The organism is Rhizobium skierniewicense Ch11 (assembly GCF_023757665.1).
GTDB lineage: Bacteria > Pseudomonadota > Alphaproteobacteria > Rhizobiales > Rhizobiaceae > Agrobacterium > Agrobacterium skierniewicense.
Genome location: NZ_RXPG01000028.1, coordinates 178,066 through 200,132, shown reverse-complemented (window position 1 = coordinate 200,132; position 22,067 = coordinate 178,066). Strand labels below are relative to the sequence as shown.

At 58.7% G+C, this 22,067-nt stretch carries 16 protein-coding genes; 8 read left to right on the top strand and 8 right to left on the bottom strand.

The window, feature by feature from the left end; genetic code table 11:
• The first annotated feature begins 115 nt into the window (after positions 1-115).
• Positions 116-2,320, top strand: coding sequence for an ice nucleation-like protein (locus tag EKM04_RS17605; RefSeq protein ID WP_183895939.1), 2,205 nt, complete (start codon positions 116-118; stop codon positions 2,318-2,320).
• Positions 2,321-2,399: 79 nt separating this feature from the next.
• Here the strand turns inward: EKM04_RS17605 and pyk are convergent, their stop codons facing one another.
• Together pyk and EKM04_RS17595 are read right to left on the bottom strand one after the other, a co-directional pair.
• Positions 2,400-3,839: a pyruvate kinase gene (pyk, locus tag EKM04_RS17600; RefSeq protein WP_183895937.1), complete on the bottom strand. Its 1,440-nt coding sequence runs from the start codon at positions 3,837-3,839 to the stop codon at positions 2,400-2,402.
• Positions 3,839-4,321, bottom strand: a complete 483-nt coding sequence (locus EKM04_RS17595) for a DUF1036 domain-containing protein (RefSeq protein WP_183895935.1) — start codon at positions 4,319-4,321, stop codon at positions 3,839-3,841. The genes pyk and EKM04_RS17595 overlap by 1 nt, the downstream gene beginning before the upstream one ends.
• 195 nt (positions 4,322-4,516) lie before the next feature.
• Between EKM04_RS17595 and EKM04_RS17590 the strand changes: the two genes are divergently transcribed.
• The 3 genes from EKM04_RS17590 (at position 4,517) to EKM04_RS17580 (ending at position 6,032) form a co-directional block, all read left to right on the top strand.
• Positions 4,517-5,305, top strand: a complete 789-nt coding sequence (locus EKM04_RS17590; protein WP_183896144.1) for an N-formylglutamate amidohydrolase — start codon at positions 4,517-4,519, stop codon at positions 5,303-5,305.
• A gap of 12 nt (positions 5,306-5,317) precedes the next feature.
• Complete coding sequence (locus EKM04_RS17585) at positions 5,318-5,623, top strand: DUF1244 domain-containing protein (RefSeq protein ID WP_183895933.1); 306 nt, start codon at positions 5,318-5,320, stop codon at positions 5,621-5,623.
• Positions 5,624-5,777: 154 nt separating this feature from the next.
• A complete protein-coding gene (locus tag EKM04_RS17580; protein WP_042617583.1) occupies positions 5,778-6,032 on the top strand; it encodes a DUF2312 domain-containing protein in 255 nt (84 codons plus the stop codon).
• Between the two features lie 45 nt (positions 6,033-6,077).
• Here EKM04_RS17580 and EKM04_RS17575 read toward each other — a convergent pair whose 3' ends face one another.
• Complete coding sequence (locus tag EKM04_RS17575) at positions 6,078-7,019, bottom strand: alpha/beta fold hydrolase (protein ID WP_183895931.1); 942 nt, start codon at positions 7,017-7,019, stop codon at positions 6,078-6,080.
• A gap of 400 nt (positions 7,020-7,419) precedes the next feature.
• On the opposite strand from EKM04_RS17575, the gene EKM04_RS17570 reads away from it, so the two are divergent.
• A complete protein-coding gene (locus tag EKM04_RS17570; RefSeq protein WP_174153902.1) occupies positions 7,420-7,902 on the top strand; it encodes an Hsp20 family protein in 483 nt (160 codons plus the stop codon).
• A 31-nt stretch (positions 7,903-7,933) separates the two neighbouring features.
• Here EKM04_RS17570 and EKM04_RS17565 read toward each other — a convergent pair whose 3' ends face one another.
• On the bottom strand, positions 7,934-8,962 hold the full coding sequence (locus tag EKM04_RS17565; RefSeq protein ID WP_183895929.1) for a bile acid:sodium symporter family protein: 1,029 nt from the start codon (positions 8,960-8,962) through the stop codon (positions 7,934-7,936).
• 105 nt (positions 8,963-9,067) lie between these two features.
• Here EKM04_RS17565 and EKM04_RS17560 point away from each other — a divergent pair, with 105 nt between their 5' ends.
• Positions 9,068-9,928, top strand: a complete 861-nt coding sequence (locus tag EKM04_RS17560; protein ID WP_183895927.1) for a LysR substrate-binding domain-containing protein — start codon at positions 9,068-9,070, stop codon at positions 9,926-9,928.
• Positions 9,929-10,114: 186 nt separating this feature from the next.
• On the opposite strand, the gene EKM04_RS17555 is transcribed toward EKM04_RS17560, so the two are convergent.
• A complete protein-coding gene (locus EKM04_RS17555; protein WP_183895925.1) occupies positions 10,115-11,170 on the bottom strand; it encodes a threonine aldolase family protein in 1,056 nt (351 codons plus the stop codon).
• A 363-nt stretch (positions 11,171-11,533) separates the two neighbouring features.
• Here EKM04_RS17555 and gltB point away from each other — a divergent pair, with 363 nt between their 5' ends.
• Positions 11,534-16,273: a glutamate synthase large subunit gene (gene gltB, locus EKM04_RS17550; RefSeq protein WP_183895923.1), complete on the top strand. Its 4,740-nt coding sequence runs from the start codon at positions 11,534-11,536 to the stop codon at positions 16,271-16,273.
• A 181-nt stretch (positions 16,274-16,454) separates the two neighbouring features.
• Complete coding sequence (locus tag EKM04_RS17545) at positions 16,455-17,912, top strand: glutamate synthase subunit beta (protein ID WP_183895921.1); 1,458 nt, start codon at positions 16,455-16,457, stop codon at positions 17,910-17,912.
• A gap of 161 nt (positions 17,913-18,073) precedes the next feature.
• On the opposite strand, the gene EKM04_RS17540 is transcribed toward EKM04_RS17545, so the two are convergent.
• The 3 genes from EKM04_RS17540 to EKM04_RS17530 all read right to left on the bottom strand — a co-directional run bounded on the left by EKM04_RS17540 (position 18,074) and on the right by EKM04_RS17530 (position 21,937).
• A complete protein-coding gene (locus tag EKM04_RS17540; protein ID WP_183895919.1) occupies positions 18,074-19,249 on the bottom strand; it encodes an AAA family ATPase in 1,176 nt (391 codons plus the stop codon).
• Positions 19,250-19,410: 161 nt separating this feature from the next.
• A complete protein-coding gene (locus EKM04_RS17535; protein WP_183896142.1) occupies positions 19,411-20,607 on the bottom strand; it encodes an SGNH/GDSL hydrolase family protein in 1,197 nt (398 codons plus the stop codon).
• A gap of 94 nt (positions 20,608-20,701) precedes the next feature.
• Positions 20,702-21,937, bottom strand: a complete 1,236-nt coding sequence (locus EKM04_RS17530) for a lytic murein transglycosylase (RefSeq protein WP_183895916.1) — start codon at positions 21,935-21,937, stop codon at positions 20,702-20,704.
• Positions 21,938-22,067 lie beyond the last annotated feature (130 nt).

Genomic DNA, 22,067 nt, shown 5'->3' with positions numbered 1-22,067 from the left:
ATTTCATTAGAGATTGGCAATAGATCTGCCGATAGTCGTGTTATCGCAATGTCGGGGCAAGATTCGTTGGGTAGACGATTACCATCTGACCAGTAATCGATGGTGTCGCGCGCTCATGACCATAATAGCCAACCTTGCTCCCAAGCAGATTGCCCAACTGTCTACGTCCACGATTGCTGGGCTCAGCAGTGCCGATCTTGGTCAACTCAATTCTGCGCAAATCAAAGCTTTTACATCCAATCAGGTCGGTGCGCTGACGACCACCGTGGTGGCGTCACTTTCCACACAGGCCGTGAGTGCGTTTGCGCCCAAAGCGATCACCGGACTGACCCTGTCGCAGGTCTCCGCGCTTGGAACGACGCAGGTGTCGGGCTTATCGACTGCGCAGATCAATGCGCTGTACGCCAGCCAACTCGACGGGTTTTCCGCACCGCTGATCGAAGCCCTCAACACCGCGCAGGTTTCGGCGCTGAGCAGTCAGCAGGTCGCTGTCCTGTCCGCCGACGACCTCAACAGCTTCACGTCGGAAGAAATCGCCTCCTTAAAGAAGTCCTCCATTCCCGGAATAAAGACATCGGCGCTTGCCGGTCTTGCCACTGACAAGATCACCGCGCTGACCACTGTGCAGGTGGCGGCACTGACATCGGCGCAAATGAAAGCACTGACCTCCGAGCAACTCACGGCGCTGACGGCGGAGCAGTTTTCGGCATTGACCGCAACGCAGATCGCCGGTTTGTCCACGGCGGTGATGAGCACGCTGAACAGCGATAAGCTCGCGGCCCTCAGCACCAAGCAGATTTCTGCCTTGACCACCGGCCAGTTCGAAGCCTTGAGTTCAACGAGCCTCATCGCGCTGAACGAAGGTCAGGTCTCAGGCCTGGGTTCACAGCAGATTTCGACGCTGTCTTCCACCGAGCTCAACAGCTTTACCCCTGCAGAGATCGCGTCGATCAAGAAGGCATCCATTCCCGGTTTATCGACGGTTGCCCTTGCGGGTCTGACCACCGACAGGATCGCAGCCCTGACGTTGACGCAGGTGGCAGCCCTGTCATCGACGCAGATGAAGGCGCTCACATCCGTGCAGCTCTCGGCGTTGACAGCGGACCAGTTCTCCGCGCTGACCACGAAACAGATTGCAGGGCTTTCAACCGAAGTACTCGCCAATCTCAGCAGCGAACGGCTCAGTGCGCTCTCCACAAAGCAGATTACCGCGTTGACCACCGTGCAGTTCGAGGCGTTGAACTCCACCAGCCTTGCCGGGCTCGATGCGCAGCAGGTTGTCGGGTTGGACGCGAAACAGGTCGCAACGCTGTCTGCGGATGAGCTTAACAGTTTCACGGGTGAGGAAATTGCGGCCATCAAGAAGGCAGCGATTGCCGGATTGACCCCTGTTGCCTTGGCTGGACTGTCTACCGACAAGATACCATCGCTGACGACGGCCCAGCTTTCGAGCCTCTCCGCCGAGCAGATGCAGGCGCTCTCGTCGGCGCAGCTATCGGCGCTGACGCAGGACCAGATGAGCGCGTTAGCGGCAAAACAGATCGGCGGCCTTTCGACGGCAGTCATTGCCAGTCTGGACGAGGACGTTTTCGCGGCGTTCAATACAAAGCAGATCGCAGCGCTAACGGCTGCCCAGTTCGAGGCATTAACAAGCTCAAGCATCGAAGCTCTTCAGGAAACCCAGGTGGCGGGGCTGAATTCCAAGCAGGTCGCGACCCTGTCCGCCGCAGAGCTGAATAGTTTCAGCGCCGAAGACATCGCGTCGATCAAGAAAGTCGCCATTGTCGGGTTGACGACCTCGGCGATTGCAGGCCTTTCGACTGATCTCATTCAGGCCTTGACGACGGGTCAGATCGCCGCGCTGTCTACCACGCAGATGAAAGCGCTGACATCCGATCAGTTGGCGGCACTGACACCCGAGCAGTTTGCGGGTCTGACGCCGCGTCAGATCTCCGGATTTTCGACAGCTGCCATCAGCCAGCTGGGCGGCGACAAGTTGGCAGCTATGGGTTCCAAACAGATCGCAGCGCTGACGGCAGCACAGTTTGCCGCTTTGAGTTCGCAAAGTATCGAAGCGCTCACGGATGTGCAGGTTGCGGCGTTGAATGCCCAGCAGGTTGCGACACTGGATGCGAGCGAGCTGAACAGTTTCGAAACGTCCGAAATCGCATCGATCAAGAAATCCGCGCTCGCGGGACTGTCGGTTGCTGCCTTGGGCGGGATGGATGAGGATAAGATCGAATCGTTCACGACGACGCAAATTCAGGCCATGAGCGCCGCACAGGTCAACATCGTGATTGCCGCCTACAAGGACAATTGAAGGCTCAATCCCGCAAGACGAAAAAGGCGCGGTCGAAACACCGCGCCTTTTTCTTTTCAATCCATTTCTGCTTTTCAGATCAGACGCCGCTCTGGCCGTCGGAACCGATATAGGCGATGCGCACCATGTTGGTGGCTCCGGGTGTTCCCAGGGGAACACCGGCCGAAATGATGATGCGGTTGCCGGGTTGGCCGAAGCCTTCGTCCACGACGATGCGGCAGGCGCGGTTGACCATGTCATCCTGGTCGCTGGCGTCGCCCGTGACGACGCAGTGCAGGCCCCAGACGACGGAGAGGCGTCGTGCGGTCTGAACGATCGGCGACAGGGCAATGATTGGAACCTGGGGACGTTCACGCGCGGCGCGCAGACCTGTCGTGCCTGACGACGTGTAGGTCACGATTGCGGTAAGGCCAAGCGTTTCGGCAATCTGGCGGGCGGCCAGCGAAATGGCGTCTGCGCCCGTCGCTTCCGGCTGCGGGCGCTGCGCGTAGATGATGTTGGAATAATATGGGTCCTGCTCCACGGTGCTGGCGATGGATGCCATGGTGGAGACCGCTTCGACAGGGTAATCGCCTGAGGCTGATTCGGCAGACAGCATGATCGCGTCGGCGCCTTCGAACACGGCGGTTGCCACGTCTGAGACTTCGGCGCGTGTCGGAACAGCAGCCGAAATCATCGATTCCAGCATCTGTGTTGCAACGACAACCGGCTTACCGGCCTTGCGACAAGCGCGTGTCAGCTGCTTCTGGATGCCGGGGACGGCTTCCAGCGGCATCTCGACCCCGAGGTCGCCACGCGCGACCATCAGTGCGTCGGAAAGCGCGATGATTTCTTCGATGCGCTCGACAGCCTGCGGCTTTTCGATCTTGGACATGAGCCCGACGCGGTCACCGGCAATCTTGCGCACTTCCACGAGATCTTCAGGGCGTTGCACGAAGGAGAGAGCAACCCAATCGACTTCGTTTGTCTCGAGCACGGCATCGAGATCGACGCGGTCCTTATCGGTCAGAACGCCGACACCGAGCAGGGTGTCCGGCAGGCTGATACCCTTGCGATCGGAAATCTTGGTGCCAGAAATGACGGTCGTCACGATGCTCTTGCCGTCGCATTTTTCAGCGCGCAGGTGCAGCTTGCCATCATCGATCAACAGGCGGTCGCCCGGTTTCACGGCTTCGAGAATTTCAGGATGCGGCAGGAAAACGCGGCTCTTGTCGCCGGGGGCTTCATTGTTGTCGAGCGTAAAGGTCTGGCCTGCCACGAGATCGACCTTCGTGTCAGCAAATTTGCCGACGCGCAGCTTTGGGCCTTGAAGATCGGCCAGAATGCCGATGGGGCGACCAACACGGCTTTCGACCGAGCGAATGCGCTGGATCAGCGTGCGCATCACATCGTGGCTGGCGTGGCTCATATTAATGCGGAAGAGATCGGCACCGGCCAGATGGAGCTTCTCGATCATTGCTTCATCGGAGGATGCTGGGCCGAGAGTTGCAAGGATTTTGACTTTGCGATTACGCTTCATCAGTTCTGACTTTCCTGTGTACCTGGCGTGTCGGAAAGCTGGACCATCCAGCTTCCCTGTCTGCCCGTATCGTATTCCTTGAAACCCATTCGCTGGAAACTACGGGCGTAGCAATCATCCACACCGGTGATCTTGAACTCGTTTTCCGCGACGCACATGTTGACGTCGCCCGTCCATCTGCCGCCACGGGCAGCGTCTTCGGCGTAGAGATAATAGTAGCGCGACTGCAACTCGCCTTCGATCAGCGTGGCACATGTGGAGGCGGGCACCTGCCACCAGCCTTCGCTGATCCAGCCTTCCTGCGCGCGGTAGCCGATAGCTACGCCGACCAGGTTCTGTGTGCTGTTGCAGACACGGAAATCCGCCAATGCCGGCTCTGCGAGAAGAAGCGGTGTTGAGAAGAGGGTGGCAGCGCAGAAAAAGCGGATCGCGCGCCGGAATTTTCGAAGCTTAGCGGAGAATGTCTGTGTCACGGCTTCCATCCGGATTCCATGGTTATAAAATGAGAACACTTCTTGGCGCGGACGCCCAAGAAAGTCAACGCAAGTTCAATCGATTGTATCTGTATGGAATGGATGCGGGGGTACTGCGGATGGCTTTCAGGCCGTTCAAACTTGCGCGTGGCACCGAGCCATGGCATCAAGCGTCTCTCCCTCATCATCGCCAGAAATCCAGAGATGCCCGACTTCCAGCCATATGAAATCATAGAAGGCGATTATGACAAAGGCATGGTTCTCCTTGCCGATCACGCCACCAACCTTCTGCCGCCGGAATACGGTCGTCTGGGGCTTGCCGCAGAGGCGTTTCAACGCCATATCGCGTTCGACATCGGCATTGAAGGCCTGACACGTGATCTTGCGGCACGGCTGGGTGTGCCCGCAGTCATGAGCCGTTTTTCGCGTCTGTTGATCGATCCCAATCGCGGTGAGGACGACCCGACGCTGATCATGAAGATTTCCGATGGCGCGATCATTCCAGGCAATCACCCTATCACGCAGGATGAATGGGACGTGCGGTTGAACGCCTATCACCGCCCCTATCACCGTGCTGTGGGCTCTGTTCTGGAGAAGGTCGCCGAGCAATCGGGAAAAGCGCCTCTGGTCTTTTCCCTGCATTCCTACACGCCGTTCTGGAAGGACGTCGCCCGCCCGTGGCATGCAGCCGTGCTTTGGGACACGGACGATCGGGCCGTCACGCCGCTGATCGCGCATTTGCGGGCGCCGGGCGATATTCTGGTGGGAGACAATGAGCCCTATGACGGTGCGCTGAAGGGTGACACCATGTATCGCCACTGCATGGTCAAGGGCATTCCTCACGCCCTTTTAGAGGTGCGGCAGGACTTGATCGGTGATGATGCCGGAATTGCCGAATGGGCCGCGCGGCTTGCTCCCATTTTTGCCGCAATGAATGATGATCTGACCTTGCACGACTACAAGCAGTTCGCATCGCGGACCGGACCTTACTGACAGGAGAGTGCTGTGAGCGACGTTGACGATACCCGAAACACCGAACTGGAAGCAGCGGCGTTTCGCAGGCTGCTCAAGCACTTGCGAGACCGCAGCGACGTGCAGAACATCGACCTGATGAACCTTGCCGGTTTTTGCCGCAACTGCCTGTCCAACTGGTATGCGGATGCGGCAAAGGACGCTGGTCTGGAGATCAGCAAGGATGCCGCCCGCGAGATCGTCTACGGCATGCCGTATGACGACTGGAAAAAGCTGCATCAGGGCGAAGCCAGCGATGCCCAGAAAGTCGCATTCGAGCAAAACAAGCCGCAGGAATAAAGGGCTTGGACCTGAAACGGCTTGACGTAGCGGCCTGAGACAGGCAGGTCACCAACCTGAAAAATTCGCTGCCACCGCAGCCAGGAGGCCTCCGCCTCGACCACTTTCGAATCACGCGGTTCTCTGTGCAGGGCCCCACGCAAAGGATGACACAATGGACGAAACAGCCACAACCGAAACCGTAGCCGCCGCCGAACTGCGTCAGTTCATCGAGCGCATTGAGCGCCTTGAAGAAGAGAAAGCTGCGATCTCGGGTGATATCAAGGATGTCATGGGCGAAGCAAAGGGCCGTGGCTACGACACCAAGGCCATCCGCACCATCATCCGTCTGCGCAAGAAAGATGCCAACGAGCGCATCGAGGAAGAAACGATTCTACAGACCTATATGGCTGCACTGGGTATGGAATAATCAATATTTGCGAGACGGCACTGTGCTCGTGGCCAGTGCCGTTTTCTATTCTGCGGGTGCGAAAAATGCGTCGATCGCTGCCAGCGCCTGGCTGCGGTAGACATCGCGCTCCAGAAAAAGTTCGTGCCGCGCGCCTGTCACCGGTATGAGTTGCGCCGCGCGGAAGTTGCGCGATAGCTCTTCCTGCCCTGCATAGGGCGAGATCGTATCGCGCATGGGTGCCAGAAGCAGTGTCGGCACCGTGATCTTCGTGAGATGATCCTGGCGCGTCACCCAGGGCATCGTTTTCAGCACTTCGAAAAGCCAGCGTGCCGTCGGAGCGCCGACGAAGAGTTCGGGGTGCTCGATTCCGATCGCAGCGTTGCGGGCAAAGCGGACGGGATCTGACGTGAGCGGATTGTCGTCGAATGAGCGTTCGCGCTGGTCTTTTCCCAATTGCACGCCGCCCAGCCCGATCAGGCTGAGGCTCGTGGCAACCAAACGAATGAACCAAGGGGGCATGGACTGTCCGCTCAGCGATATGAACGGTGCGCTGAGTGCCATGCGCTCGATGCGGTTTGACAGCGATGGCGCGATGGAAAGAGCTGCTAGTCCGCCGGTGGAATGCGCCAGCATGAAGAAGGGCAGGCGCGTATCGGGCAGCACCACATGCTCCAGAAACAGCGCGATATCCTTGCCGTAATCGGAAAAGCGCCGCACATATCCGGCATGGGCCTTCTTCAGCATTCGATCCGAGCCGCCCTGTCCGCGGGTGTCGAAGGTCGCGACCCAAAACCCTTTGGCGGTCAGATCGTTGATCGTCTCGAAATATTTCTCGATGCACTCGTTGCGACCATGCAAAAGAACGATTGTGCCACGCGCCACAGACTGGCTGGAGCGAAAGATCGCATAGCGCAACTTCTTGTTTTTATGACCGGTGAAATAGCCTGCGATGTGGTTTTCGGGCACGGGGTTGCCCTTGGTGGCGTGCAGGATGGCTTCGGTCATGATGGTGGTTCCGACTTGGCACTGAGGTGTTTCAGAACGGGATAAGAGGCGCGCCGCTGCGCGTCAAAGGAAAAGGTGCGCGCCAAAAGAAAAATGCCGGAACCGTCGGTCTTAGCAGTCGCGGTTCCGGCTGAGATGACAGAAGAAGAAGGGACGTTATCCTTCTGCCGCCGGAGATTGCCTCCGATGTCACGATCTCTAGCGCGTTGAAGCTGAACGCTTCGGGAACCACTCGTTCAGATGCGGTTCACAACAATTCCGTGGTTTCCCATCTCTTGAACTTGCCCGAAAGCTTTCCCATCTCTTGATCACGGTCGCCAGAACGGGGCCGTATCCGTCTCTTCACCGCCCAATCGGGGTGAAGACCGCAACCGCAAACAGTCGCTCACAGGAGGACACCATGCGTCACGTTGATTTTTCCCCGCTTTACCGCTCCACAGTCGGTTTCGACCGCCTTTTCTCCATGCTCGATGGTCTTGGCCAGCCGGAACAGGCGCAAGCCTACCCGCCCTATAACATAGAGCGCACCGGCGAGAACACGTACCGGATCACCATGGCCGTGGCCGGGTTCGATGAAAACGAACTCAGCATCGAATCGCGCGCCAATGTGCTCACCGTCAAGGCTGAAAAGGCTGATGAGACCAAGGACAGCGAAGGCGAATTCCTCTATCGCGGCATTGCCAAACGCGCCTTCGAGCGTCGCTTCCAGCTTGCCGATCACGTTGAGGTCCAGAACGCTTCCATGAAGAACGGTTTGTTGCACATCGATCTGTTCCGAAACATTCCCGAAGCCATGAAACCACGTCGCATCGCGATTGTTTCAGACGTTACGGACGAGCCAAGGCAGATCGAAGCACAGGTTACACCTGCCCAGGTCAACTAAACCTGTTGCATAGGTTCTGACGAAACGGCCCTCATTGCAGGGCCGTTTTTGTTTGTTCTGGCGCAAGCACGACCTCGGCGGTTTTTTGCTGTCCGATTTGCTGGGCCTTGCGGGCGTAGCGTTGAGCGATCACCGCGCAGGCCATCAACTGGATCTGGTGAAACAGCATCAAGGGCAAAACGATTGCGCCGATGCTCTGGCCCGCAAAGATCGCGCCTGCCATGGGCACGCCGCTCGCCAGGCTCTTCTTGGAACCGCAGAAGGTGATGGTGATCTCGTCTTCCTTCTTGAAGCCCAGCAGGCGACTGCCGAACATGGTGATGCACAGGACGAGAGCCAGCAGAGCAATGTCGATGCCGATGACGACGCCGATGTCTCGCAAGGTGAACTGGTGCCAGATGCCTTCGATGACGGCTTCGCTGAAGGCGAGATAAACGACCATCAGGATCGATCCCCGGTCGACAGGGGCCAGCAGCGTCTTGCGGGCTCTGATCCAGTCGCCAATCCACGGCTGCAGGATTTGGCCCAAAATGAAGGGTGCCAGCAATTGCAGGAAAATCTGGCCGAAAGCCCCGAGCGAGAAGCCGCCGCCATGGCCGCCCACTGTAAATAGAAAGCCGACGAGCAGCGGCGTCAAGAACATGCCGAATATATTCGATGCGGACGCCGCACAGATGGCCGCTGGAACGTTCCCGCCCGCCATGGAGGTGAAGGCGATGGAGGACTGCACGGTTGACGGCAGCACGCAGAGGAACAGGACGCCCATATAAAGCGGAGCGGGGAGGATACTTTGCGGAATGTAGCCCAACCCCACGCCGATCAATGGAAACAGGCCGAAGCTCACGAGCAGAATCACGATGTGCAGACGCCAGTGCAAGACACCGGCAATCACCACATCGCGCGACAATCTCGCGCCGTGAAGAAAGAAAAGAAAAGCGATCGCGCATTTCGTGACGATGCCGAAATACTCTGCTGCTTGTCCGCTGACGGGAAGGAGGGAGGCGATAATGACGGTGGCGACCAGCATCATGGTGAAGCGGTCGGGCAGGAAGCGGCTCATGATAGCGTGCTTTCGTGTTTCCGGTTTTTCGTTGAATTGGTCCGCACTATCACTCATCATGAAAGCAGATGCAAAAACTAACAGTTATCGTAATGTGAGATAACAATGCTCAATCTTCAGCACCTTGCCAGCTTTGTAACACTGGAACAGACCATGAGTTTCACCCATGCCGCCGAACGGTTGGGCATTGGTCAATCGACGCTCAGTCAGCATATTCAGCGGCTGGAGGCGTTTCTCGGCCAACGTCTGATCGCGCGTGACACTCACCGGGTCCGCCTGACGCCCGAGGGCGAGGCGCTGCTGGGGTACGCGCGCAACATGCTCGATATCAACAACAAGGTTGCTGCTCTCTTCGGGGAAAGCAAGCTGCGTGGCCGCCTGCGCCTCGGCGTCTCCGAAGATTTTGTCGCCAGCCGCCTGACGGTCATTCTGGAGGAGTTCACGCGGCTTTATCCGCTGGTCGATCTGGAATTGACGGTGGCGCTGAGCGGCGCTCTCTACGAAATGCAGGATAATGGTGAGCTGGATGTGGTGCTCGCCAAGCGGCGGCTGGGTGATCAGCTCGGCCACTTCCTGTACCGGGAACCGCTGGTTTGGTTGGCGAAAGACCCGGATGCCGTGTTGTCGCGCGAAAACGCTCTGCCGCTGATCGCTTTTCCAGCGCCCAGCATTACCCGCAAGGCAGCGCAGGAAGCGCTCGACCGCGCCGGTGTCGCCTGGCGCATCGTCTGCACCTGCGCCAGTCTTAGCGGCCTGGCGGCTGCCACTCGCGCCGGTATGGGGGTTCTCGTCCAGCCCCGTAGTATGGCGCCATCGGGATTGCGGGAACTGCCAAAGGGTGCGCTACCCGCATTGGAAGACGTGGAATTCGTGCTTCAACCGCGAAAAGGAGCAGATGCGGAACTGGTTGAGGCCTTATCCAAGCTGGTCATGGCGAAAGGTATGGTGCAGGGGAGTTTTGTTTGAGTTTCCGTTCGTCATTCCAGCCTTGTTTGCTGAAATGACGAACGTTGCCAAGCCCATTGACATTATCCTCGGCCTGTCCCGAGGATCCGATCCCGTTGCCAAAACCGAAAGTGGATAGATCCTCGGGTCAAGCCCGAGGATGACGTATGGAGCGTGGGTGTCCGCCCATCGGCCACCAAATCGGCGTCAAGCCGCGCCACAAATCCGCAGGAAATCGTCTACGTCGTTTTCCAGCGTTGCAAAGCTTGTGACGAGGCGGATGAGTTGTTCGTTGTCGCCAACGGGTTCCGGCATATCGTGCGGGACGGGCCAGTCGTAGAAGCTGGCACCGGCTTCTTTGGCAGCCTTCGCCTTGTCCTTGTTTAGCACCACGAAAAGCTCATTGGATTGGGTGGGCCAAGCCAGCCGTGCGCTGTTGGAGGCGGACAGTCCTTCGCGCAGACGCGTTGCCATGGCGTTGGCGTGGGTGGCGAGTTCCAGCCACAGACCGTCCGTGAAATAAGCGTCGAATTGGGCAGCCATGAAACGGGTCTTCGAGAAAAGCTGGGCGGAGCGCTTCCGGATGAAGGGCAGGTCTTCTGCCGTTTTGGGGTCCATGTAAACAATGGCTTCCGCGCACCAGCAGCCATTCTTGGTGGCGCCAAAGGACAGGATGTCCACGCCGCGCTTCCATGTCATCTCGGCCGGCGTCGTGTCCAGCGCGATCAGCGCGTTGCCGAACCGTGCGCCGTCCATATGAAGCGGCACGCCAGCATTTTTGGCGATCTTTGAAATGGCATCAATTTCATCAAGCTCGTAGACCGTGCCCTGTTCCGTTGCCTGTGTGACCGTGACCAGCATGGGCTGGCCCTGATGGATGGAGCCGGGTGGAAAGCGGCCAATGGCGGCTTCCAGGTTCTTCGGCAGCATCTTGCCATTGGGGCCAGCGACCGGCATCAGGCGCGAGGCATTGGAAAAGTAGACCGGCGCGCCGCACTCGTCCTCAATGACGTGTGCTTCGGAATGGCAAAACGCGATGCCGCCGGGGCGGGCGACACTGGCCATGGCAAGAGAATTAGCGGCAGTTCCAGTGCCAACGAAGAAGACGGCGACCTCACGCTCGAAAATTTCGTTGAAGCGCTTTTCGATGGCGCGGTCCAGTTCGCTGGTGCCGTAGGCTGCGGCGAAACGGGTGGATTCCTTCATCAGCCGCTCATTGATGGCGGGGTGGGCGCCTGCCCAATTGTCGGAAGCAAAAAACATGGGTCTGCACTTTCGATGAGTTGATGATGTCGGGAGTGGCTGGTCTGCCAAACGATTGTCGTTTTATGGTCTTATCCTTGGGAACGCAAATCGGACAATGAAAGCAACGATTTCGCTTCGTTGTCGGAAGAAAATTGCGCCAGGAATCTCGGGCGAGACATTTACCGTCATTTCGTCTGTTTATAAAATGTTGGCATGGACTTGCAGAGTCCGAGTGTTTCTGTCAAAATCTCACCAGAATTAAGACAGTATTGCTGTCCTAAATTGACAGGCGGACGCAAGGCCACTATCGGAAACGGTGAGGTGGCTGAGCTTCCGCCTCTTCGCGTGAAGCCATGCAACCTGTTGCAGGAGGGACGAAAAATGACAATCAAGCTGGAAGGCGAAAACGCCACTGCTACCTTGACCAATGACTGTCCGACGGACGTGCGGCCGAAAGCTGGCGCGCGCGCGACGATTGGTGGTCTGCCTCCCAAGCAGGGTCTTTACGATCCGCGCAACGAGCATGATGCCTGCGGCGTCGGCTTCGTGGCGCATATGAAGGGCCAGAAGTCGCACCAGATCGTCAAGGATGGCCTGTTCATTCTCGAAAACCTGACCCATCGTGGTGCCGTCGGCGCCGACCCGTTGATGGGTGATGGCGCGGGCATTCTGGTGCAAATCCCCGACAAGTTCTTCCGCGAGGAAATGGCGCTTCAGGGCGTGACATTGCCGAAGGCTGGCGAATACGCCGTTGGCCACATCTTCATGTCGCGCGACGCAGCTCAGATCGAGCACTACAAGAAGGTCATCATCGATGTCGTCGCCGATGCGGGACAGCAGTTCCTCGGCTTCCGCGATGTGCCTGTCGATAACTCCTCCCTGTCGGAGGCGCCCGAGATTGCCGCGACAGAGCCGCACCACGTGCAGGTCTTCATCGGCGCTGGCCGTGATGCCGCCACCAATGCCGATTTCGAGCGTCAGCTGTTTCTGATCCGCAAGGTCATTTCTAACACCATCTACGATGCGGGTGGCGGCAAGGAAGCACAGGATTTCTACCCCGTTTCGCTGTCTTCCTCGACCATCGTCTACAAGGGCATGTTCCTGGCCTATCAGGTCGGTGCCTATTACAAGGACTTGGCTGACCCGCGCTTTGAAAGTGCGGTTGCCCTCGTTCACCAGCGTTTCTCGACCAACACCTTCCCATCGTGGAAGCTGGCGCACCCGTACCGCATGGTTGCCCATAATGGTGAAATCAACACGCTGCGCGGCAACGTCAACTGGATGGCGGCGCGTCAGGCCTCTGTCGCATCGCCGCTGTTTGGTGAGGACATCTCCAAGCTCTGGCCGATTTCCTATGAGGGCCAGTCCGACACGGCCTGCTTCGACAACGCGCTCGAATTCCTCGTGCGTGGCGGTTACTCCATGGCACATGCCGTGATGATGCTGATCCCGGAAGCGTGGGCGGGCAACCAGTCCATGTCGCCGGAACGCAAGGCATTCTACGAATACCACGCAGCGCTGATGGAGCCATGGGATGGCCCTGCAGCCGTCGCCTTCACCGATGGTAAGCAGATCGGCGCGACGCTCGACCGCAACGGTCTGCGTCCCGCCCGCTATCTCGTGACCGATGACGACCGCATCATCATGGCATCCGAAGCGGGTACATTGCCGGTGCCGGAAGAGCGCATCATCAAGAAGTGGCGTTTGCAGCCCGGCAAGATGCTGCTGATCGATATGGAAAAGGGCGCGATCATCTCCGATGAGGACGTGAAGCGTGAACTTGCGACCAAGCACCCTTACCGGACGTGGCTGGATCGCACCCAGCTGATCCTCGAAGACCTGAAGCCTGTCGAGCCGCGCGCCTTGCGTCGTGACGTCTCGCTTCTGGATCGTCAGCAGGCATTCGGCTACACCAGCGAAGACACCAAGCTTCTGATGTCGCCCATGGCGACGACCGGTCAGGAAGCCATCGGCTCGATGGGCACGGATACGCCGATTTCGGCCATGTCGTCGAAGTCGAAGCTTCTCTATACATACTTCAAGCAGAACTTTGCGCAGGTCACCAACCCGCCCATCGACCCGATCCGCGAAGAGCTGGTGATGAGCCTCGTCTCCTTCATCGGTCCACGTCCGAACATCCTCGACCATGAAGGTGCGGCCCGCGCCAAACGTCTGGAAGTGCGCCAGCCTATCCTGACCAATGGCGATCTGGAAAAGATCCGCTCCATTGGTCACACGGAAGACCGCTTCGACACAAAGACGCTGGACTTTACCTATGCCGTCGAGCGTGGTGCCGAAGGCATGCCTGAGATGCTCGACCGCCTGTGCGAGCGTGCGGAATCGGCTGTTCGTGGCGGCTACAACATCATCGTTCTCTCCGATCGTCAGCTGGGACCGGATCGCATCGCCATTCCTGCGTTGCTGGCAACGGCTGCCGTCCATCACCACCTGATCCGCAAGGGTCTGCGCACCTCTGTTGGTCTCGTTGTCGAAACCGGCGAGCCGCGCGAAATCCACCATTTCTGCCTGCTGGCCGGTTATGGTGCCGAAGCGATCAACCCGTATCTTGCTTTCGATACGTTGCTGGACATGCACAAGCACAATGCCTTTCCAAAGGAAGTGTCTGATGATGAAGTGGTGTACCGCTACATCAAGGCTGTCGGTAAGGGCATCCTGAAGGTCATGTCCAAGATGGGTATTTCCACCTATCAGTCCTATTGCGGTGCGCAGATTTTCGACGCGATCGGCCTGTCATCGGAGTTCATCGAGCAGTATTTCTCCGGCACTGCCACGCAAATTGAAGGCGTTGGCTTGACGGAGATCGCTGAGGAAACCGTATCGCGTCACACCGACGCCTTCGGCAAGGACCCGATCCTCGCCAGCACACTGGATATCGGTGGCGAATATGCCTACCGCATACGCGGCGAGAGCCATGCCTGGAGCCCGGATGCGGTTGCCACCCTGCAGCACGCCGTGCGCGGCAACAGCCAGGAGCGTTACCGCGAGTTTGCCGAAATGGTGAACGACACCAATCTGCGCATGAACACCATTCGCGGTCTGTTCAAGGTGAAGTCTGCAGAGGCGCTGGGCCGCAAGCCTATTGCCATTGATGAGGTCGAGCCTGCCGTCGATATCGTCAAGCGTTTCTCCACCGGCGCCATGTCCTTCGGCTCCATCAGCCGCGAAGCGCATACCACACTGGCCATTGCGATGAACCGCATCGGCGGCAAGTCGAACACAGGTGAGGGTGGTGAAGAGTCCGACCGCTATCTGCCATTGCTCAATGGCAATCCGAACCCCGAACGCTCTGCCATCAAGCAGATCGCATCCGGCCGCTTCGGTGTGACGACGGAATATCTTGTCAATGCCGATATGCTCCAGATCAAGGTCGCGCAGGGTGCCAAGCCCGGCGAAGGCGGTCAGTTGCCCGGCCACAAGGTGGATGCGACAGTTGCCAAGACCCGCCATTCCACCCCGGGCGTTGGCCTTATTTCGCCGCCGCCGCATCACGACATCTACTCCATCGAAGATCTGGCGCAGCTGATCTACGATCTGAAGAACGTCAACCCGGAAGCCGATGTTTCCGTCAAGCTGGTGTCTGAAGTCGGCGTCGGCACGGTTGCCGCCGGTGTTGCCAAGGCACGCGCAGACCATATCACCGTCTCCGGTTTTGATGGCGGCACGGGTGCGTCGCCGCTCACCTCGCTCAAGCATGCCGGTTCCCCATGGGAAATCGGCCTTGCCGAGACCCAGCAGACGCTGGTCATGAACGGCTTGCGTTCGCGTATCGCTTTGCAGGTGGATGGCGGCTTGAAGACGGGTCGTGACGTCATCATCGGCGCTCTCCTAGGCGCAGATGAGTTCGGCTTTGCGACGGCTCCGCTGATTGCTGCCGGTTGCATCATGATGCGCAAGTGCCATCTGAATACCTGCCCCGTGGGCGTCGCGACGCAGGACCCGGTCCTGCGCAAGCGCTTCAAGGGCGCGCCTGAACACGTCATCAACTACTTCTTCTTCGTTGCCGAAGAAGTGCGCGAAATTCTCGCCTCGCTGGGCGTGTCCAAGCTGGACGAGATCATCGGCGCTTCGGAACTGCTCGAAAAGGATGAGATGCTGGCCCACTGGAAGGCCAAGGGGCTCGATTTCAGCCGCATCTTCCACAAGGTCGAAGCACCCAAGGAAGCGACCTACTGGACGCAGCGTCAGAAGCACCCGATCGACGATATTCTCGACCGCAAGCTGATCGAGAAGTCGATGCCGTCGCTTGAAAACCGCGAGCCTGTGGTTTTTGAAGTGCCGATCAAGAATGTGGACCGCTCGGCCGGTGCCATGCTTTCCGGTGCGCTTGCCAAGCGTTGGGGCCATAAGGGTCTCAAGGACGATACGATCCACGTGCTGTTGCGCGGGACGGCAGGCCAGTCGTTTGGTGCCTTCCTTGCCCGTGGCATTACGTTCGATCTGGTGGGTGACGGCAACGACTATGTCGGCAAGGGTCTGTCGGGTGGCCGCATCATCGTGCGTCCGCCGGAAAACTCCCGCATCGCTGCGGAAAACTCGATCATCGTCGGCAACACCGTTCTCTACGGCGCCATCACGGGCGAGTGCTATTTCCGAGGCGTGGCAGGTGAACGCTTCGCTGTGCGCAACTCCGGCGCCATCGCCGTTGTCGAAGGTGTGGGTGACCATGGCTGCGAATATATGACGGGTGGCATCGTGGTGGTGCTGGGTGAAACCGGGCGCAACTTCGCGGCTGGCATGTCCGGTGGCGTGGCCTATGTGCTTGACGAAAAGGGTGACTTCGCCAAGCGCTGCAACATGGCCATGGTCGAGCTGGAGCCGGTTCCGGAAGAAGACGACATGCTGGAAAAGCTGCACCACCACGGCGGCGACCTCATGCACAAGGGACGTGTTGACGTTTCCGAAGACATGACACGCCACGATGAAGAGCGCCTCTACCAGATGATCTCCAACCACTTCCATTACACCAACTCCAACCGCGCCAAGGACATCCTCGACCGCTGGAGCGAGTTCCGCCCGAAATTCCGCAAGGTCATGCCGGTCGAATACCGCCGTGCGCTTGAGGATATGGAACGGATGAAAATGGGCGTGGCTGCGGAGTAGTCCGACGCGTAAAGACACACCACCGACTGATCTTGCTCCTGATCACGGTCGCCGTTCCCACGGCGACCTTTTGGACGGGCAGCGAGATCAGACTTGAGTTTATCGTACTGAGAGCAGCCGTGGGCGGCGCTTAGACGTACTGGGGCCCGACGGGTGCCCTGCTTTGATGTGAGGATATAACATGGGCAAGGTTACAGGTTTTCTGGAGATCGACCGTCAGGTTGGCAAGTATCAGCCGGCGTCGGACCGTATTCGCCATTTCCGGGAATTCACCATTCCCATGTCGGACCCGGAAGTGCAGAAGCAGGCCGCGCGCTGCATGGACTGTGGCATTCCCTATTGCCACGGCCCAACCGGTTGCCCCGTTCACAACCAGATCCCCGACTGGAACGATCTGGTCTATAACAACAACTGGGAAGAGGCGATCCGCAACCTCCACTCCACCAACAACTTCCCGGAATTCACCGGCCGTGTCTGTCCGGCGCCGTGCGAGGAAGCCTGCACGCTGAACCTCGAAGACGCGCCGGTGGCGATCAAGACCGTCGAGCAGGCGATTGCCGACAAGGCCTATGAGCTTGGCTTCATCGTACCGAAGCCTGCGACCATTCACACCGGCAAGAAGGTCGCGATCATCGGCTCCGGTCCTTCAGGGCTCGCTGCTGCCCAGCAGCTCGGTCGCGCCGGTCATGACGTGCATGTCTACGAGCGCGAATCCAAGGCGGGCGGCTTGCTGCGCTATGGTATTCCCGACTTCAAGATGGAGAAGAACTTCATCGACCGCCGCGTCGAGCAGATCAAGGGCGAGGGCGTGACCTTCCATTACGGCGTCAATGTCGGCGTTGACGTGACCGTTGAAACGCTGATAGCGGATCACGATGCCGTGCTTTATTGCGGTGGCTCGGAGACCCCGCGTCCAGCCGGTATCGGCGGCACAGAATTTCACGGCGTACACGATGCCATGCCCTATCTGGTGCAGCAGAACCGCCGCGTCGGTCGCGAAAACATCGACAGCATCGGCTGGCCTTCCGATCCGATCCTCGCCGGTGGCAAGCATGTCGTCGTTGTTGGCGGTGGCGATACGGCGTCGGACTGCGTCGGCACGGCGTTCCGTCAGGGTGCGGTCAAAGTCACCCAGCTCGATATCCGTCCGATGCCGCCGGAAAAGGAAGACAAGCTCGCTGTCTGGCCCTATTGGGCGACCAAGATGCGCACGTCTTCTTCGCAGGCCGAAGGTGCAGCGCGCGAATTTCAGGTCGCTACGCTTGAATTCGTCGGTGATGAAGATGGTGTCCTGACCGGCGTGAAATGCTGCCAGGTGGATGACGCCCGCAAGCCGATTGCCGGGACCGAATTCATCATCAAGGCAGACCTCGCGTTCATCGCCATCGGCTTCTCCGGCCCGTTCACAGACAGCGTCCTCAAGGAACTGGACGGCAAGCTGACGCTGAACACCGACCGCCGTGGTTCCACCAACGTTGTTGCGAATGACAAGGACTACAAGACTTCGGTCGACAAGCTCTGGGTCGCCGGCGACGTCCGCCGCGGCCAGTCCCTCGTCGTCTGGGCCATCCGCGAAGGCCGTCAGGCCGCCCGTGCGATTGATGAGGCGCTGATGGGCGAGACGCTGTTGCCGAGCTGAGGCGGGATCGGTCTAAATATATAGCCTCCGAGGGTTTTGCCTTCGGAGGCTTTTTTTGTTGGTGAGCCATAATCGAGAGATTATTGGTGCGGGGTGAGGCATGGCAGTTCAGCCGCATAAGACCACCGTTTTCTTCGTCTGAAGGAAGGCTCTCAAACGAATCAGCGTTCCGGCCATGCCCATGCTGGAGGCTCGACGTTTGCGACAATCGTTTCGCCATTTTCCTTTTCCAATCCCAGCATCTGCGCACCATGATCGGCAAGGGCATCGACAAGCGCTTTGGCATGACTGACGACGATGACCTGACTGTATGCGCTGGCGGCGGCAATCATTCGTGCGAGCGGTTCAAGCAGACTTGGATGCAGGCTGCCCTCCGGCTCATTTAGGACCATTAACTCCGGTGGTCGCGGCGTATGGAGCACGGTGGCCAGCGCAATATACCGTAAGGTGCCGTCCGAAAGTTCCGATGCATCAAGAGGGCGGTGAAGCCCGCTTTGGCGCATCGAAAGGCGAAACAAGCCATTCGCTGCATCGATCTCAACAGACGATCCAGGGAAGGCATCCTCGATTGTTGCGTCGAAAGCTGGTCCATTGCCGATCTCGCGCACCGTCTGAACGGCTGGAGCCAGATCGGAGCCATCGGATGCCAGTGCGACCGTGCGCGTACCGATGCGGGGAATGCGCGATGGAGCATCACGGTCAGTGCGGAAGTGATCGTAGAAGCGCCATGCTTTCATGCGCTCACGCAGAAGGAGCAATTCAACCGCGTTGGTCGGATCGGCCGCACGCATCATCATCGTTTCGAAGGATGCGAGATCGGTCACGACAGGGCGCAGGCGACCGCTCGAATCCTGCACCAGAACCGATGCGTTGCCGCGTCTTGCGATGGTGTTGTGCCGTGACAGCCTCTCTCCGGCCCACACGGCTTCTGCTTTCACAACCGGATCGTCGCCAAAGAGTGAAGCATCCTCTCGGCTAGCGCCGGGTCCGGGGATGGGAAGACCCAAGTCGATTGCGTAGCCATAGTCATCCGACGCGAAACCGAGGCGAAGCGAAACCGGTCCACGTCCGATGTTTCCCTGCATCGGGGATCGTCCTGAGCGCATGGCGGTCGAATAGCCTGAGCCGCCGGCCCACATCGTCGACCGTAGACCTCCCTCGGCAGCGAGTGAAGCAATCGCCTGACCCTGCGCAACATCCGCGAGGAGATGCAGTGCGCGGTAAAGGCTCGACTTCCCGCTTCCATTCGCACCCGTAACCACGTTCAACCTTTCGAGCGGGAGCACGAGACTGCGAAGTGAACGGTAGCCGGATACGGCAAGAGTTATAAGTGCCATGAAGGATGTGTAGCACAGGCAAAGCCTTGTTGCACGGGAGAACGATCGAGTTGCTTCTTCTTTGGAAACAAACGGTTACGCCAACAGAAGAGTTTAGCCATTTATTTTGCCCACGACAATTCAACGGCGAAAGCTCATCGACTTGGCACTGACGTCACCGCCTACTTCGCCGCCGTTTCCCCTGGCGCTGGCAGGCGATAATCATCTACGCGGCCCAGCGGTGCTGCGTCCATCAAGCCTTGTTTTGTGAGCCTTTCCCGAGGGGAAGGCACGACTGAGAATTTGGCTGCGGGTTTGTCGCCCAAGAGCACGTCGCCGCCATCGAGGTCTGGGTCGGTCAGGCTGATGGGCTGGGTGCGGACCTGTTGGGCGTCGATGCCCAGGGCTGGTAGCGAGGTGAGGGCTGGCAGGTTGCTGCCGTCGAGTGTCGTGAGGTCAGGACTTGCGCCATCCAGATGGCGCCGCACGAATTTCTCGACGTAGAAGGCGAGCTTCTGCTTGCCGGCCTGCGTCATGCCGATGCCATCGGCTTCGCGCAGACGCGCCTGCTGGCCGTTGACGTCATAGCCGGTGGTCACGAATTTTCCGTTTTCGTCCACGAAGCCATCCCAGACGTCCACGAACTCTCCGCCCGCCTTTTCGATGTGGCTGCGATAAAGGCGGTTGAAGCCGACGAAATCTGCGGTGAGCGATGGCGACTGGAACGCAGGCAGGCCGACCCAGAGAACCGGCACCTGCTGGCGTTTGGCAAGGGTGATCAGCGCATCGATGCGACGCTCATATTCCTTAAACCACAGATCGGTGCCGTATTTCTCTTTCGTGCCGTTGATCTCCATCTGTTGGCGGTCGTTGGAGCCGATCATGATGACGACGGTGGCGGGCTTTGTCTCCGTCAGGAATTGCGGCAGGTTGCCAAACCAGTCATAATAATCCGTGCGCACGAGGCCGGAGGAGCCGTTCGAGCGCACATCGATCGTGATCGCGGGCGAACTCTGGAAGGTGGATACCAGCGCTTCACCCATGTTGCCCGCCAGAAAGTCGCCGATGACGAGAACACGGCGGGCATTTTCAAGCTTGGCCACGGGTGCTGGCTTTTCGGTGCGCATCTGCACCACGGATGGCGTCTTGCGCGGGGCAGAGGGGCGGGTGACTGCGCGGTTGTCGCGCGGTGGCGCGCGTCGCATCCGCTGCTGGTTGGGGTCGGGCGCATACATGCGGTCGTTGCGCCTGTTGGGAGAACCGAACATCATTTCAAACAGAGTGCGGCGTTCACGCATTTCCTGCGCGTCGGCCTTATGCGATGTGACGGGCAGGGATATGACAAGCGCGATCAACACAGCGATGGTCCGCCGCGTCATGCCTGCAAAACGGCCCGCTTTCTTTTTCACCACAGATGAACCTCCCGGACGGGTCCGATTGTTTTTGTTATTCTGGGTCCGCCACAGGCGGGTGTCAATTGCGCAGGGCGCGCAGCAACAGGCGGGAAGGTTCGCCGTCGTTTTCCATGCCCATGCGTTTCTGGATCGCGCTGATGGCAGCTTTCGAGCCGGAGCCGAAGTTGCCGTCCACCTCGCCGTCATAATAGCCGAGTTCTTTCATGCGCGACTGCAATTCGAACTTTTCCTTGACGTCGAGCGTGTTGTCCGGACGCGGCCAGCGCTGCTGCATGCCGCCTGTGCCGGCAATCTCGTCTGCGAGAAGGCCAACGGCAAGCGCATAGCTGTCGGACGCATTGTATCTTTTGATGGTGAAAAAGTTTTTCGTCATCAGGAAGCCGGGGCCGTTGTCGCCACCCTGCATTTTCAGCATGGCGCGGTCTGCGCCGCGCGGAAAGCCCTTGCCGCTGGGGCGGGCAAAGCCGAGCTTCTGCCATTCGGCCATGCTCTTGGTCTGGCCTTCATACCGTGCGCCACCGTTGGGTACGACGGCCTCATAGCCCCAGGTCCGGCCCGGTTCCCAGCCGTTCTTGGCGAGAAGGTTTGCAGCCGTTGCCAGCGCGTCGGGAATGGAGTGCCAGATATCCCGCTTGCCATTGCCGTCAGCATCGACGGCATACAGCAGATAGCTGGTGGGGATGAACTGCGTGTGGCCCATGGCACCGGCCCAGGAGCCGGTCAGTTGTTTTGGCGTCACGTCGCCGTTCTGCAGGATTTTCAGCGCCGCAATCAACTGGTTGCGGGCAAATTTGCCCCGCTTGGGATCGGAATAGGCGAGCGTCGCCAGGGCCTGTGTGATGTTGTGGAGCCGTTCGGGCTTTTCCAGAACCGCGCCGTAGTTTGATTCCATCGACCAGATGGCCAGAATGATGTGCTTGTCCACCTTGAAATTGCGCTCGATCCAATTGAGCGTCGTGGCATGCTTCATCTTCATTTCGCGGCCGATGCGCACCGTATAGGGATTGACGCGGCTATCGACGTAATCCCAGATCTTGGTGGTGAATTCCGGCTGGAAGGTTGCCTTGCGCAGGGCATCCGGGTCGGGCTCGGTCACGCCTGCGAACGCTTTCTGATAGGTCGATTTGGTGATACCTTGCTTGGCAGCGGTGGCATAGAACTGGTTGATCCACTGGCGGAAGCCTGCGTCGGCATTGGCGGTTGCAGGCGCAAGCGCTATTGCAATACCTGCAAATGCGATGCAGCCAAATTTGCAAATTTGGGAGCGGATGGGGGAAAGGGTCAGCTTTTTCATCGGCAGTCTTTCGTTTCTCTCGAATTTCATATCGATTGCGAGATACGCATCGGGCTTAACGATGTCATAGCAACTCAAGGTCAACAAATTCTTTACCATTAACCAAAGGTAACGTCACCTTTACAAAAGT

Coding starts and splice junctions, on each gene's coding strand:
- EKM04_RS17565 (WP_183895929.1), bottom strand. CDS start 8,962: ATGAGCCGCTTCCTGCCCGACCGCTTCACCATGATGCTGGTCGCCACC.
- gltB (WP_183895923.1), top strand. CDS start 11,534: ATGACAATCAAGCTGGAAGGCGAAAACGCCACTGCTACCTTGACCAAT.
- EKM04_RS17580 (WP_042617583.1), top strand. CDS start 5,778: ATGGACGAAACAGCCACAACCGAAACCGTAGCCGCCGCCGAACTGCGT.
- EKM04_RS17595 (WP_183895935.1), bottom strand. CDS start 4,321: ATGGAAGCCGTGACACAGACATTCTCCGCTAAGCTTCGAAAATTCCGG.
- EKM04_RS17545 (WP_183895921.1), top strand. CDS start 16,455: ATGGGCAAGGTTACAGGTTTTCTGGAGATCGACCGTCAGGTTGGCAAG.
- EKM04_RS17590 (WP_183896144.1), top strand. CDS start 4,517: ATGCCCGACTTCCAGCCATATGAAATCATAGAAGGCGATTATGACAAA.
- EKM04_RS17530 (WP_183895916.1), bottom strand. CDS start 21,937: ATGAAAAAGCTGACCCTTTCCCCCATCCGCTCCCAAATTTGCAAATTT.
- EKM04_RS17570 (WP_174153902.1), top strand. CDS start 7,420: ATGCGTCACGTTGATTTTTCCCCGCTTTACCGCTCCACAGTCGGTTTC.
- EKM04_RS17560 (WP_183895927.1), top strand. CDS start 9,068: ATGCTCAATCTTCAGCACCTTGCCAGCTTTGTAACACTGGAACAGACC.
- EKM04_RS17540 (WP_183895919.1), bottom strand. CDS start 19,249: ATGGCACTTATAACTCTTGCCGTATCCGGCTACCGTTCACTTCGCAGT.
- EKM04_RS17535 (WP_183896142.1), bottom strand. CDS start 20,607: ATGACGCGGCGGACCATCGCTGTGTTGATCGCGCTTGTCATATCCCTG.
- pyk (WP_183895937.1), bottom strand. CDS start 3,839: ATGAAGCGTAATCGCAAAGTCAAAATCCTTGCAACTCTCGGCCCAGCA.
- EKM04_RS17555 (WP_183895925.1), bottom strand. CDS start 11,170: ATGTTTTTTGCTTCCGACAATTGGGCAGGCGCCCACCCCGCCATCAAT.
- EKM04_RS17605 (WP_183895939.1), top strand. CDS start 116: ATGACCATAATAGCCAACCTTGCTCCCAAGCAGATTGCCCAACTGTCT.
- EKM04_RS17575 (WP_183895931.1), bottom strand. CDS start 7,019: ATGACCGAAGCCATCCTGCACGCCACCAAGGGCAACCCCGTGCCCGAA.